Origin of the sequence: Amycolatopsis sp., assembly GCF_025464955.1 — a bacterium.
Classification (GTDB): Bacteria; Actinomycetota; Actinomycetes; order Mycobacteriales; family Pseudonocardiaceae; genus Amycolatopsis.
Window position 1 is genome coordinate 33,749 of record NZ_JAODNM010000153.1, and the last position, 13,820, is coordinate 47,568.

Genomic DNA, 13,820 nt, shown 5'->3' on the forward strand with positions numbered 1-13,820 from the left:
CGGCGTCGATCGACCAGCCTCGGCGAACCGGAAGAACGGCTACTTGTTGCCGTGCTCCACCGGCGTCGCACTCTGCGAGTTCGCCTTCTCCTTCTCCGCCGCTTCGAGCTCGATGGCCGCGTCGGCGTCGGTGATCGACGACGCGTCGTCCTCGATGACCTCGGTGGAGTCGGTGTCGAGCAGGCCGTCGTCGACCGTCGGCTCGACCTTCTCGCGGACGGCCTGGCGGAGCCAGGTCGTCACCAGGCCCGGCGCGATCTCGACGTCGATCGTGGTCTCGCTGCTGGTGTCGGCGACGGTGCCGTAGAGACCAGAAGTGGTCATCACGCGATCACCTTCGCTCAGGCCGGTCTGCAGCTCCTTCTGCGCCGCCTGAGCTCGCTTCTGCTTGCGCGTGCCCATGATCAAAGGCACCGCCACGACGAGCATGAGGAGCAGGGGCAGCAATAGATTGCTCATAGTTCTCCATTCGGCGGACGTCCCGGGCTTCGCGATACGTCCGGTTTTTGACAGGCATGCTTTATCGAGTGTGCCAGGTACCGGCGAAAACGCCAGCACCAGTGGTGCGAATCGGGCTAATCGGCCAGTCCTGACCCCGTCTGGTCGAGCAGTGCGAACTCGACAGACGAGCCCGCTGGAGCTGGTAGTCCGAGATGCTCCCACGCGGCCGCGGTCGCTACCCGACCCCGTGGGGTGCGGGCGAGCATACCGGCGCGCACCAGGTAGGGCTCACACACCTCCTCGACCGTAGCCGGTTCTTCACCGACAGCGACCGCGAGGGTCGACACCCCGACCGGTCCCCCGCCGAACGACCGGACCAGCGCGGACAGCACGGCCCGGTCGAGCCGGTCGAGGCCCAGCTCGTCGACGTCGTAGACCTTCAGCGCGGCCCTGACCACCGGCAGGCTCGCCATCCCGTCCTCGCGGACCTCGGCGTAGTCCCGCACCCGGCGGAGCAGGCGGTTGGCGATCCGGGGTGTCCCCCGCGACCGCCGGGCGATCTCCGCGCAGCCGTCGTCGGAAATCCGGATGTCGAGGATCGACGCGGCGCGGCGGACGACGAGCTCGAGCTCGGCGTCGGAGTAGAACTCCATCTGGCCGGTGAAGCCGAACCGGTCGCGCAGCGGCCCGGTCAGCGCGCCGGACCGGGTGGTGGCCCCGACCAGGGTGAACGGGGCGATCTCCAGGGGAATGCTGGTCGCGCCGGGGCCCTTCCCGACCACGACGTCGACGCGGAAGTCCTCCATCGCCAGGTAGAGCATCTCCTCGGCGGGCCGCGCGATGCGGTGGATCTCGTCGATGAACAGGACGTCGCCGGGGGCCAGGTTGGACAGCATGGCGGCCAGGTCGCCGGCCCGTTCCAGCGCCGGGCCGGAGGTGATCCGGAGCGCGGCGTCCAGCTCGGCCGCGATGATCATCGCCATGCTCGTCTTGCCGAGCCCGGGCGGCCCGGACAGCAGCACGTGGTCCGGTGGCACACCGCGGCGCCGGGCGCTCTCCAGCACCAGCTCCAGCTGCTCCCGGACGCGCGGCTGCCCGACGAACTCGGCCAGCTTGCGTGGCCGCAGCGTGGTCTCGACGTCGTGCTCGCCGGTTTGCTCCAGGGCCGAGAGTGTTTCCTCGTCGGTCTCGAAGTCGCTCACGGCTTCATAGTCCACGGCGGCGCCTAACGCTTACGGCCGAGGGTGGCCAACGAAGCCCGCAGAACAGTGGCGGTGGTGGCCGAGTCGTCCTCGGCGAGCACCCTGTCCACCACCAGCTCCGCCTGTTTGGCCGGGAACCCGAGCCCGGCCAGCGCCTCGACGACCTCGCCGCGCACGGCCGCGGACGCCGCTACGGTGACCGGCCCGTCGGGGGTACCCGGCAGCGCGGTCATCTTGTCGCGCAGTTCCAGCGTCAGCCGCTCGGCGCCCTTGCGGCCGATCCCCGGGACCTGGGTGAGCACGGTGATGTTGCCCTCGACCAGCGCGGACCGCAGTTTGTTCGGGTCCAGCACAGCGAGGGTCGCGAGCGCGATCCGCGGGCCGATCCCGGACACCGTCTGCAGCAGCCCGAACAGCTCGCGCGCGTCGGCGTCTTCGAACCCGAACAGCGTCAAGGAGTCCTCACGGACCACGAGCGCGGTGTGCAGCCTGGTCTCTTCGCCGCGCCGCAGCGTGGCCAGCGTCGCTGGCGTCGCCTGCACGGCGAGCCCCACTCCGCCCACCTCGACCACCACGTGGTCCAGCGCGATGGCGAGAACCTCACCTCGAACCGAGGAAATCATCGAGCCGTCCCCTTTTTCAGTGCCGTATTTGCTGTCTTGGCCACGGGCTTAGCCGCTTTGGCCTGCTTCGCCGCTTCGGCGAGCCTCGCTCGGTGCTTGCGGACCATCTCGGCGCCCCGCGCTTCGGCCTCGGCCAGCCGCGCCCGCATCGGCTCCCGCCACAGATGGCAGATCGCCAGCGCGAGGGCGTCCGCGGCGTCGGCGGGATGGGGCTTCTCCACCAGCCCCAGCAACCGCATCACCATGGTGGTCACCTGTGCCTTGTCGGCCCGGCCGGAGCCGGTGACCGCGGCCTTGACCTCGCTCGGGGTGTGGAACACGACCGGCAGGCCGCGCCTGGCCGCGGCCAGCGCGACCACCCCGCCCGCCTGCGCGGTGCCCATCGCCGTCCGCACGTTGTGCTGGGCGAACACCCGCTCGACGGCGACCGCTTCGGGCCGGTACCGGTCCATCCAGCGCTCGGCGGCGTCGGAGATGCCCAGCAGGCGGACGGCGAGGTCGGCGTCGGCAGGCGTGCGGATGACGTCCACCGCGACACAGGTGACCGTGCGCCCGGTACCGCCGTCGACCACACCGAGCCCGCATCTGGTCAAACCGGGATCGACCCCGAGTACCCGCACCGTTCAGCCTCCTCGCACACCAGTTCGAGGCGTCAGGTTACCGGGCGTACCCGCCCGAGGTCGGCCCGACGCGCCGTACCCGGCACGATGAGCGGATGGACGGTCCGGACGACATCATCGAACTACTCGGGCTCGAGCCCTTGCCCATCGAGGGCGGGATGTTCGCGCAAAGCTGGCGCGACGAGGCGGCGTCGGCGATCTACTACCTGGTCATCGCGCCCGATTTCTCACGCCTGCATCGGCTTGACCGGATCGAGATCTTCACCTACCACGCGGGCTCGGCGGCACGAATGCTGCTGCTCCACCCCGACGGCACCGCGACGCGACCGGTGCTGGGGGCCGACCTCGCGGCCGGCCAGCGGCCGCAGGTCGTCGTCCCGGCCGGGGTCTGGCAAACCACGTTCACGCTCGGCGAGTGGAGCTTGTTGGGCACGGTCGTGGTGCCGCCCTACACCGACGAGGCCGTCGAATTCGGCAACGCCGACCAGCTCGCGGCTGCTTTCCCCGAATGGGCCGACGAGGTCAGGGCCGCCTGCCATCCGTCCACTAAGGACAGTTGATCAGAGGCCGCCGGCGCCGGGCAGCCAGCTTTCCGGCGCGCCGCTGTCGGTGAGCACGGGCTGCCACTCGGCGAAACCTTCGGGGGCGTCGGCGCCCCATGGCCAATGGCCGTCCGGGGTCGCGACGATCATCTGCACGGCGGGGAAGTCCCCGTCCGGGTAGATCAGGAAGGCGCTGCCGAAATACTCGGCGTAATGACCTTTGGCCACCACCTCGAAGACCACCGGCACGCCCTGGAAGAAGTCTTCGTAGGCCCTGCCGATCTCGAACTGCTCGCCCGCGGCGGCCCGGTCGACGTAGGCGTCGAGCAGCACGGGGCCCATCTGGTCGGGCAGCCCGACGACCACCGCCTCGGGAACCTCGTGCAGCGCCCACGCGCACGCGGTGAAGCAGTAGCCGGAACCCTTGGCATCACTGGGAACCGCGATGACCGCGTTGCCGCGGGACCGGGCCTGCTCCTCGATCCAGTCGATGAGCTGCTGGTCCTGGGAAGTGATGGCTTCGGTCGTCACGGCGGCCATTCTGCCGTACCGGAGCGCGGACGCCCAGTATCCGGCTCGGCTTTTTCGGGAAATATTCCCCAGTTCGGGCGCGGGCCAGCAGAAACGACTGTGCGTGAAGGCCCCCTTCACCGCGAGCTACGCGGCAAAGAGGGCCTCGCGCACAGTTTCTACTCTTCGATCTCGGCGAGAACCTCGTCGGAGACGTCGAAGTTCGCGTAGACGTTCTGGACGTCGTCGCAGTCTTCGAGCGCGTCGATCAGCCGGAACACCTTGCGGGCTCCGTCGGCGTCCAGCGGGACGCTGACCGAGGGCACGAAGCTGGCTTCCGCGGAGTCGTACTCGTAACCGGCCTCCTGCAGCGCCGTGCGCACCGCCACCAGGTCACCGGGCTCGGTGACGATCTCGAAGCTGTCGCCGGCGTCGTTGACGTCTTCCGCGCCGGCGTCGAGCACCGCCATCAGCACATCGTCCTCGGAGATGTCGTTCTTCGGCAGGAGCACGACGCCCTTGCGGTCGAACATGTACGCCACCGAGTTCGGGTCGGCCAGTGAACCGTTGTTCCGGGTGAGTGCGGTGCGCACCTCCATCGCGGCGCGGTTCTTGTTGTCGGTGAGGCACTCGATGAGCACAGCGACACCGCTGGGGCCGTAGCCCTCGTAGGTGATGTTCTGCCAGTCGGCGCCGCCGGCCTCTTCACCACCGCCGCGCTTGCGCGCGCGCTCGATGTTGTCGGCCGGGACCGAGTTCCGCTTCGCCTTCTGGATGGCGTCGTAGAGCGTGGGGTTGCCCTCAGGGTCGCCACCACCGGTGCCGGTCCGGGCTGCCACCTCGATGTTCTTGATCATCCTCGCGAAGAGCTTGCTGCGCTTCGCGTCGATGTTCGCCTTCTTGTGCTTCGTGGTGGCCCACTTGGAGTGGCCGCTCATCTGTCCTCCATCATCTCGGCGCCTGGTTTCCCCACCGCCGGCCTTACCGCTTGTCCCGCACGAGCTCTACGAACAGCCGGTGCACCCGCTCGTCCCCCGTCAATTCCGGATGGAACGCCGTGGCGAGCACCTGCCCCTGCCGGACCGCGACGATCCTACCGGCCGCGGCGCCGGCGGCCGGTGTTTCCGGAACCCTGGCGAGTACCTCGACGTCGTCACCGACCTTTTCCACCCACGGCGCGCGGATGAAGACCGCGTGCAGCGGCCCGTCGATCCCGGAGAACTCGAGATCCTCCTCGAAGGAGTCCACCTGCCTGCCGAAGGCGTTCCGCCGCACGACGATGTCGAGCCCGCCGAGCTGCCGCTGGTCCGGCCTGCCGTCGAGCGCCTGCTTCGCCAGCAGGATCATCCCGGCACAGGACCCGAACGCGGGCATTCCCGCCTCGATCCGCTCGGTGAGCGGCTCCAGCAGGTCGAACGACTCAAGCAGCCGGGACATCGTCGTCGACTCGCCGCCGGGCAGAACCAGACCGTCTACTTCGGACAGTTCACGCGCCCGCCGCACCGGGAGCACCCTGGCACCGGCGCGCTCCAGCATCGCGGCGTGCTCACGCACGTCACCCTGCAGCGCGAGCACACCGACCAACGGCTGTACCACCGACACCCGACCTCCCGAAAGACCTTCCGTACACCTTAGGCCGAGGCCTCCCGGAGCTGGTCACCGGCTGTCAGCGCGCCCCTGCCAGGCGTAGCAGTGGTTGGTCGGTCGAGGTGGCGGGTTCGGCTTTACTGCAGCAAGGACCGAGGCGAGTTGGGCACGCGCAAGGGGGTCCGAGGGCCTGTCGCGTCGTGTCGTTGTGACCGGTGCGGCTGACGTGGCTGGTGTGGCTGGTGTGGCTGGTGTGGCTGGTGTGGCGTTGTGACGTGTCGTGAAGGCCACCATCATGGCGTAAGGCGTACTCAACTAGGCCTTCACGACGTCTCTGCCTTGCCGAAAGTGCCTTCAGGAGCCCCAGCAGTCACATCGCCATCGCCAGCACCGCCTGCTCGACGTGACTGGGCGTCAGTTCCGCAACCAGCGCCCACTTGCCCCGGTCCTTGCTGTCGTAAACAGGACCTGCCGCACCAGCCGGCCCTCCAAAGTTCCAGGCATTCGCGTTCAACGCACTGCGAGGGTCGCCATCAGGATGGCCCCGAGAGGTCCTTGCACGCACCGCCGGCCGGTACTGGTGAAATCCAGCGAAACCCGGGCGCGGCTCAAGGCGGTACTGGCAGGATCACCACAACCCAAAGCGCACCAGGATGCGACGTGGCTCACTAAATCCGCTTGTCGGGAGCGTTTTTTTGACGTTTCCCACAACGACGGACCCTCGGCACACGCCGAGTCCGCCATATCCAATTCCTCGGGTACGCGAGAGAGTATGCGTAAGAGGGCAGGGCGACGATCCGTGGACCCGGAGAGTCGCCCTGAGGTTTGTCCATCTGTGGGAGGCTCAGCCGGTGTTCAGTCGTGTCGCCATCATCAACCGCGGGGAAGCCGCCATGCGGCTCATCCACGCTGTCCGCGAACTCTCCGCAGAGACGGGTGACCGGATCGAGACCGTCGCCCTCTATACAGACGCGGACAGCTCGGCGACGTTCGTGCGCGAGGCCGATCTCGCCTACTCACTCGGACCGGCTTCGGCCCGCCCGTACCTGGACCTCGCCGTCCTTGAGCGCGCGCTCGTCGAGACCAAGGCAGACGCGGCTTGGGTCGGCTGGGGCTTCGTCGCGGAGGACCCGGCGTTCGCGGAACTGTGCGAGAAGGTCGGCGTCACCTTCGTCGGCCCGAGCGCCAAAGCGATGCGGAAGCTCGGCGACAAGATCGGCGCGAAGCTGATCGCCGAAGAGGTCGGTGTGCCGGTGGCCCCGTGGAGCCGCGGGGCGGTCTCCGACCTCGACTCGGCGATCAAGGCCGCCACCGAGATCGGCTACCCCCTGATGCTGAAGGCGACCGCCGGCGGCGGCGGCCGCGGGATCCGGATGGTCGCCTCCGCCGAGGAGCTGACCGACGCCTACGAGCGCACCAGCATGGAGGCCGAGCGCGCCTTCGGCAGCGGTGTCGTGTTCCTCGAACGGCTCGTTACCGGAGCGAGGCATGTCGAGGTCCAGGTGATCGCCGACAGCCACGGCACGGCGTGGGCGCTGGGCGTCCGCGACTGTTCCATCCAGCGGCGCAACCAGAAAGTCATCGAAGAGTCGGCGTCCCCGGTGCTGAGCCCGGAGCAGACCCGCGAGCTGAAGACCTCCGCCGAGCGGCTGGCGCTGGCCGTCGGCTACTGCGGCGCGGCGACCGTCGAATTCCTCTACCACCCCGGCGAGAAGCTGTTCGCCTTCCTCGAGGTCAACACCCGGCTGCAGGTCGAGCACTCGATCACCGAGCTCACCACCGGGATCGACCTGGTCAAGGCCCAGCTGCACGTGGCCGACGGCGGCAAGCTCGAAGGTCTCCAGCCTGCCGAGTTCGGGCACGCGATCGAAGCGCGCCTCAACGCCGAAGACCCCGATCGCGACTTCGCCCCCTCCCCCGGCCGGATCGCGCGGCTCATGCTGCCCGCCGGGCCCGGGATCCGCGTCGACACCGGCGTCAGCGAAGGCGACACCATCCCCGCGGACTTCGACTCGATGATCGCCAAGATCATCGCCTACGGCCGCGACCGCGACGAGGCGCTCGGGCGCCTGCGCCACGCGATGGCCCAGACCACCGTCATCATCGAAGGCGGCGCGACGAACAAGAGCTTCGTGCTCGATCTGCTCGCCCAGCCCGAGGTCATCGACGCCTCCGCCGACACCGGCTGGATCGACCGCGTCCGCGCCGAAGGCAGGCTGGTCACCCACCAACACTCGGCGATCGCGCTGGCCGCGGCCGCCATCGAAGCCTACGAAGGCACCGAAGAGATCGAGCGGCAGCGACTGCTCGAAACCGCGCACGGCGGCCGTCCCCAGGTCCAGCACGAGGGCGGCAGGCCGCTGGAGCTCAAACTGCGCGGCGCGAGCTACAAGGTGGCCGTCGCGCGGACCGGCCACGGCCGCTTCCGGGTCGGTATCAGCAGCGGCGGGGACGTGCACCCGGCCGACGTCGAGATCGACCGCTTCGATCGGCACACCGGCCGGATCACCGTCAACGGCAGCCGCTTCCGCCTGGTCACCGGCACGCCAGGACCGGTGCAGCTGATCGAGGTCGACGGCGTCGCACACCGCGTCAGCCGCGACGAAGGCGGCGTGGTGCGGTCGCCGGCGCCCGCGCTGGTGGTGGCGACCCCGCTGGAAGTCGGCGCCGAGGTCGAAGCCGGCGCTCCGGTGCTGGTCCTCGAAAGCATGAAGATGGAGACCGTCCTCCGCGCGCCTTTCCGCGCGCGGCTGAAGGAGCGTTCGGTCTCGGTGGGCAGCCAGGTCGAGACCGGTGCGCCGCTGCTGCGGCTCGAGCCGCTCGCCGAGGACGACGACTCCGGGCCGGCCGTCGAAGTCAGCGGCGAAATCGACCTGCCGGCGGAGCCGGAAGCGGTGTCGCCCGCCGACCGTGCCGCTCGGGCCCTCGCGGACCTCCGCAGCCTGCTGCTCGGGTTCGACACCGACCCGCACGACGAAAAGCGCGCGCTCAACGCGTACCTGACCGCGCGGGCCGAGCTCGTCGCCGCCGGACGGCGACCGCTCGCCGGGGAGATCGAACTGCTGAGCCTGTTCGCCGACCTGTCCGAGCTCAGCCGCAACCGGCCCGCCGGTGAGCAGTCGATCGGCGATTCCGAGCTCCACAGCCCGCGGGAGTACTTCCACACCTACCTGCAGAGCCTCGATGTCGACCGGGCGCGGCTGTCGGAGACCTTCCAGGCCAGGCTCGCCCGTGTACTCGGCCACTACGGCGTCGACGGCCTGGACCGGACCCCCGAGCTGGAAGAGGCGGTCTTCCGGATCTTCCTCGCCCAGCAGCGCGCGTCGTCGGATGTGGCCGTGGTCGCCGCTGTGCTGAAGCAGTGGCTCGCCGAAGTGGCACCCAGCGACGTCGAACAGTACGAAGCCGCAGGCTTGGCCCTGGAACACCTCGTCGCGGCCACCCAGCTCCGCTTCCCCACTGTCGGAGACCTGGCCCGCAGCGTGGTGTTCCGCTGGTTCGCCCAGCCGCTGCTGCGGCGTACGCGGGCCGAGGTCTACCTCGACATCCGTGAGCACCTGCACTACCTCGACCACCACCGGGACGCCCCCGACCGCGCCGAGCGGATCGCGACGATGGTGGCCAGCACGGAACCCCTGGTGCGGCTGCTCGGCCAGCGGATCGGCCGCGCCGGCATCGACCCGGTGCCGCTGCTGGAGGTCCTCACCCGCCGCTACTACGGCAACAAGCCGCTCAGCGACATGCGCACGAGGACCGCCGGCGGGTGCACGTTCGTCACCGCCGAACACACCGCCGGGGGCCAGCACGCCCGCGTCATCACCACCGGCGTCGGCTTCGGCGAGCTGGGCGGGGCCGTCCGGGCCGTCGGCGAACTGGCCGGCGACCTGCCCGCGACCGGCAACGCCGTCGCCGAGCTGTACGTGAGCTGGCCCGACCAGCCTGCCGACGCCGACGAAATGGCGGCCGCGCTGCTCGAAGTGATCGCCGAGGAAAGCCTCCCGCCGCAGGTCCGGCGGATCACCACGATGGTGGCCGGTCGCGGCGCCGCGGTGATGCACCACCACTTCACCTTCCAGCCGTCACCGACCGGGTTCACCGAGGACCGGCTCATCCGCGGCCTGCACCCGATCATCGCGCGGCGCATGCAGATCGAGCGGCTGCGAGACTTCGACCTCACCCGGCTGCCGTCGGCGGACGAGGAGGTCTACCTCTTCAAGTGCGTCGCGCGGGACAACCCGTCCGACGAACGCCTGGTCGCGATGGCCCAGGTCCGCGACCTGACCCCGTTGCGTGAGCACGACGGCAGGCTCGTGTCCCTGCCCGCGGCCGAAGACACCGTGGCCGCGTGCCTCGACGCGATCCGGACCGTGCAGTCCCGGCGGCCGGCCCGGAAACGCTTCGACACCAACCGGATCGTCATCTACGTCTGGCCGCCGAGCGGGCTGACCGGCGAAGAGTTGACCACCATCGCCGAGCGCGTGGTACCGACCACGGCCGGTGCCGGGCTCGAGGAGGTGCAGTTCCTCGCCCGCCAGCGCGACCGGGAGTCCGGCACGCTGACCCCGGTGGCGATCCGCATCAACTACAGCGTCGATTCCCAGGTCCACCTTTCGGTCGGGAAGCCGTCCACCGAACCGATCAAACCGCTCGACGGCTACCGGCAGAAGGTGCTGAGCGCGGCGCGCCGCGGCACCGTCTACCCGTACGAGCTGACCGGGATGCTCACCGGGTCGGGCGGCTCGTTCGTCGAGCACGACCTCGACGAGCACGGGGTACTGGTCCCGGTCAACCGCCCGAAGGGCAAGAACTCCGCGGCGCTGGTCGCGGGTGTGATCACCACGCCGACGCTGCGCCACCCCGAAGGCGTCACCCGGGTCATGCTGCTCGGCGACCCGACAAAGGCACTCGGCGCGCTGTCCGAGCCGGAGTGCTCCCGGGTCATCGCGGCGCTGGACCTGGCCGAGCGGATGCGCGTCCCGCTCGAGTGGTTCGCGCTGTCCGCCGGCGCGAAGATCTCGATGGACTCCGGTACCGAGAACATGGACTGGGTCGCCGCGGCGCTGAAGCGGATCGTGAACTTCACCCAGGACGGCGGCGAGATCAACATCGTCGTCGCCGGCATCAACGTCGGCGCCCAGCCGTATTGGAACGCCGAAGCCACGATGCTGATGCACACCAAGGGAATCCTGGTGATGACCCCGGATTCGACGATGGTGCTCACCGGCAAGCACGCGCTCGACTTCTCCGGTGGCGTCTCGGCCGAGGACAACTTCGGCATCGGCGGGTACGACCGGGTGATGGGTCCGAACGGGCAGGCGCAGTACTGGGCGCCGAACCTGGCCGGTGCCCGCGACGTGCTGATGGCGCACTACGACCACACCTACGTCGTACCGAACGAGTCCGCGCCGCGTCGCGCGGAGACCACCGACCCGCACGACCGCGACATCTCCGCTTTCCCGCACGCGGTGGCGGGCAGCGACTTCACCACGGTCGGCGAGATCTTCTCCAAGGAGCACAACCCGGACCGCAAGAAGCCCTTCGACATCCGGACGGTGATGAATGCCGTCGCCGACCAGGACCACCCGGTGCTGGAACGCTGGGCGGGCATGGCCGACGCGGAAACCGCCGCGGTGCAGGACGTCCACCTCGGCGGCTGGCCGGTATGCCTGGTCGGCATCGAGTCGCGGTCCATCCCCCGCCGGGGTTTCCCGCCCGCCGACGGTCCCGACACCTACACCGCGGGCACCCTGTTCCCCCGGTCGGCGAAGAAGGTCGCGCGGACGATCAACGCGGCGAGCGGCAACCGGCCGCTGGTGGTGCTGGCGAACCTGTCCGGGTTCGACGGCTCCCCGGAGTCGATGCGCAAGCTGCAGCTGGAGTACGGCGCCGAGATCGGCCGGGCCATCGTCAACTTCGACGGCCCGATCGTGTTCTGCGTGATCTCGCGGTACCACGGCGGCGCGTTCGTCGTGTTCTCCAAGGCGCTCAACCCGAACATGACGGTGCTCGCGCTCGAAGGCTCGTTCGCGTCGGTCCTCGGCGGGGCTCCGGCCGCGGCCGTGGTGTTCGCCGGCGACGTCAACCAGCGCACGGCGAACGACCCCCGGGTACTCACCCTCGCCGACACCGCCGCTAAGGCGACCGGGGCCCAGCGGGGCGCGCTCACCGCGGAACTGGCCGAACTGCGGTCCTCGGTGCGCGCGGAAAAGCTCAGTGAGGTGGCCGCGGAGTTCGACGCCGTCCACAGCATCGAGCGCGCCGTCCAGGTCGGCTCCGTCGACGCGATCGTCCGCGCGGCCGAACTCCGGCCCCGCATCATCGACGCCATCGCCAAGGGCATTCACTCCTAGCCGGCGCGACCAGCCGTGACGGCCGGGCCGCTCCCCTGACGGGAGCGACCCGGCCGTCACCGCTTCCTGAGTACCCAGCGCGAAGTACCCAGCGCGGGGTGATACTGGGCGAGTGTCCGAAACGGACTGGATCCTGCACGTCGACCTCGACCAGTTCATCGCGGCGGTCGAGGTGGCCCGCCGCCCTGAGCTGCGCGGTCTCCCCGTGGTGGTCGGCGGCACGGGCGATCCGACGAAGCGCGAGGTCGTCGCGACGGCGTCCTACGAGGCGCGTGAGTTCGGCATCCAGTCCGGTATGCCGCTCAAGCTGGCCGCGAAGCGCTGCCCGAACGCGGTGTTCCTGCCGAGCGATCCCCCAGCCTATGACGAAGTCTCCGCGCGGGTGATGGACATCCTTCGCGGGTTGCCGGTGATCGTGGAGGTGCTCGGCTGGGACGAGGCGTTCCTCGGCGCGCGGACCGCGGATCCCGAGGCACTCGCCGCCGAGATCCGCCAGGCGGTGCTCGCCGGGACCGGTCTGTCGTGTTCGGTGGGGATCGGCGACAACAAGCTGCGCGCGAAACTCGCCACCGGCTTCGCGAAACCGGCCGGGATCTACCGGCTCACCAGCGGCAACTGGGAGACGGTCATGGCAAGGCTCCCGACCGACGCACTGTGGGGCATCGGCCGCAAGACCGCGAAGAAGCTGACGGAAATCGGGCTGGACACCGTCGAGAAGCTCGCCGCCGCCGATCCCGGCGAGCTGGCGAAGCGCTTCGGTCCGACGATGGGTCCGTGGTACCGCGCCCTCGCGCACGGAGCCGGGGACACCACGGTGACCGACACGCCGTACGTGCCGCGGTCACATAGCCGCGAGACCACCTTCGAGCACGACCTCGTCGAGCGGGCCGACCTCGACGCCCAGGTCACCGCACTCGCGCGACGGGTGGCGGCCGACGTGCTCGCCGACGGCCGCCCGGTGGTTCGGGTCGCGGTGAAGGTCCGCTTCGCACCATTCCTCACCCAGACCCGTAGTCTCACGCTGCCCGCGCCGACCAGCGACAGCGGAGAATTGGAACGCGCCGCGCTGGCGGTGCTCGACCGCTTCGAACACACCCGACCGGTGCGCCTGCTCGGCGTCCGAGCCGAGTTCGATCGAAGCTGACCGGTCAAGGTTTGCGAACGCCGGCTGGTGACCGCGGACGCGCTCCACGCCCAGCGTGAACACGCGACCTACCTGGTTGCCGAACGCGGTGCCGACTACACGCTCATCGTGAAAGCCAACCAGCCGAACCTGTTCACCGCGCCGGACGCCCTCAACTGGGACACGCCACCGTTACACACCAAGGAAGAAACCGGGCATGGACGTATCGAGCGTCGCATGATACGAGTACAACCAGCACCCGACGGCATCACGTTTCCCTATGTCGCGCAAGTGTTTCTCATCGAACGCTACGTCACCGACACCGACACCGGCAGCGGAACGAACACCGCCATCGCGGTCCTGGGCACCACCAGACGCGACGCCACCGCGCAAACGCCCAGCAGATCGCCACCTGGGCACGCGAACACTGGAGCATCGAGAACGCCCTGCACTACGTCCGAGACGTCACCTACGGCGAAGACACCTCCCAAACCGCGCCGACAACGGACCCGAGTCATGGCCAGCATCCGCAACCTCGCCATCGGAATCCTCCGCCTGGCAGGGAAAACCACCATCGCCGCCGGACTCCGCCACACCGCACGTGGCTTCATCCGTCCCCTTCAACTCCTCCGACTTCACCCCCGATTCAGAACTGCAGTGGCGCGTTCGCAACTCGACGGCGAGTTGCGAAAGCCGGGAATGCAGTCAGGGCTCGTCAGTGTCGCGGCCGGGTGATCCGGTCGCGGCACTCACGAGCCCTGGTACGGGATATTCTGTTACAGGTGGCAGGTGTTGCGCCTGGGTCTTCGAAGCGGATCGAGA

General features: G+C 69.3%; 11 protein-coding genes. 4 read left to right on the forward strand and 7 right to left on the reverse strand.

Going from position 1 to position 13,820, the window contains the following annotated elements:
• Window positions 1–39 precede the first annotated feature (39 nt).
• From yajC to ruvC, 4 genes are all read right to left on the reverse strand, one after another.
• Entirely contained in the window at window positions 40–459 is a 420-nt protein-coding gene (gene yajC / locus JWQ81_RS38700) for a preprotein translocase subunit YajC (protein WP_297549706.1), read from the reverse strand.
• A gap of 116 nt (window positions 460–575) precedes the next feature.
• On the reverse strand, window positions 576–1,658 hold the full coding sequence (ruvB, locus tag JWQ81_RS38705) for a Holliday junction branch migration DNA helicase RuvB (RefSeq protein WP_297549708.1): 1,083 nt from the start codon (window positions 1,656–1,658) through the stop codon (window positions 576–578).
• 8 nt (window positions 1,659–1,666) lie between these two features.
• Window positions 1,667–2,266, reverse strand: a complete 600-nt coding sequence (gene ruvA / locus JWQ81_RS38710; protein WP_297549710.1) for a Holliday junction branch migration protein RuvA — start codon at window positions 2,264–2,266, stop codon at window positions 1,667–1,669.
• Window positions 2,263–2,886: a crossover junction endodeoxyribonuclease RuvC gene (ruvC, locus tag JWQ81_RS38715; RefSeq protein WP_297549712.1), complete on the reverse strand. Its 624-nt coding sequence runs from the start codon at window positions 2,884–2,886 to the stop codon at window positions 2,263–2,265. The genes ruvA and ruvC overlap by 4 nt, the downstream gene beginning before the upstream one ends.
• 95 nt (window positions 2,887–2,981) lie before the next feature.
• On the opposite strand from ruvC, the gene JWQ81_RS38720 reads away from it, so the two are divergent.
• The gene (locus JWQ81_RS38720; RefSeq protein ID WP_297549714.1) at window positions 2,982–3,446 is read left to right on the forward strand and encodes a cupin domain-containing protein; all 465 of its coding nucleotides are present in this window, start codon (window positions 2,982–2,984) and stop codon (window positions 3,444–3,446) included.
• Here the strand turns inward: JWQ81_RS38720 and JWQ81_RS38725 are convergent, their stop codons facing one another.
• The 3 genes from JWQ81_RS38725 to pdxT all read right to left on the reverse strand — a co-directional run bounded on the left by JWQ81_RS38725 (window position 3,447) and on the right by pdxT (window position 5,474).
• Window positions 3,447–3,968, reverse strand: a complete 522-nt coding sequence (locus JWQ81_RS38725) for a DUF4262 domain-containing protein (protein WP_297549716.1) — start codon at window positions 3,966–3,968, stop codon at window positions 3,447–3,449.
• 149 nt (window positions 3,969–4,117) lie between these two features.
• The gene (locus JWQ81_RS38730; RefSeq protein WP_297549718.1) at window positions 4,118–4,876 is read right to left on the reverse strand and encodes a YebC/PmpR family DNA-binding transcriptional regulator; all 759 of its coding nucleotides are present in this window, start codon (window positions 4,874–4,876) and stop codon (window positions 4,118–4,120) included.
• Window positions 4,877–4,919: 43 nt separating this feature from the next.
• Window positions 4,920–5,474: a pyridoxal 5'-phosphate synthase glutaminase subunit PdxT gene (gene pdxT, locus JWQ81_RS38735; protein ID WP_297549730.1), complete on the reverse strand. Its 555-nt coding sequence runs from the start codon at window positions 5,472–5,474 to the stop codon at window positions 4,920–4,922.
• Between the two features lie 902 nt (window positions 5,475–6,376).
• Here pdxT and JWQ81_RS38740 point away from each other — a divergent pair.
• From JWQ81_RS38740 to JWQ81_RS38750, 3 genes are all read left to right on the forward strand, one after another.
• Window positions 6,377–11,875, forward strand: a complete 5,499-nt coding sequence (locus tag JWQ81_RS38740) for a biotin carboxylase N-terminal domain-containing protein (protein ID WP_297549720.1) — start codon at window positions 6,377–6,379, stop codon at window positions 11,873–11,875.
• A 112-nt stretch (window positions 11,876–11,987) separates the two neighbouring features.
• On the forward strand, window positions 11,988–13,019 hold the full coding sequence (locus JWQ81_RS38745; RefSeq protein ID WP_297549722.1) for a DNA polymerase IV: 1,032 nt from the start codon (window positions 11,988–11,990) through the stop codon (window positions 13,017–13,019).
• Between the two features lie 27 nt (window positions 13,020–13,046).
• Window positions 13,047–13,733: a hypothetical protein gene (locus JWQ81_RS38750; protein WP_297549724.1), complete on the forward strand. Its 687-nt coding sequence runs from the start codon at window positions 13,047–13,049 to the stop codon at window positions 13,731–13,733.
• The last annotated feature ends 87 nt before the right edge of the window (window positions 13,734–13,820 follow it).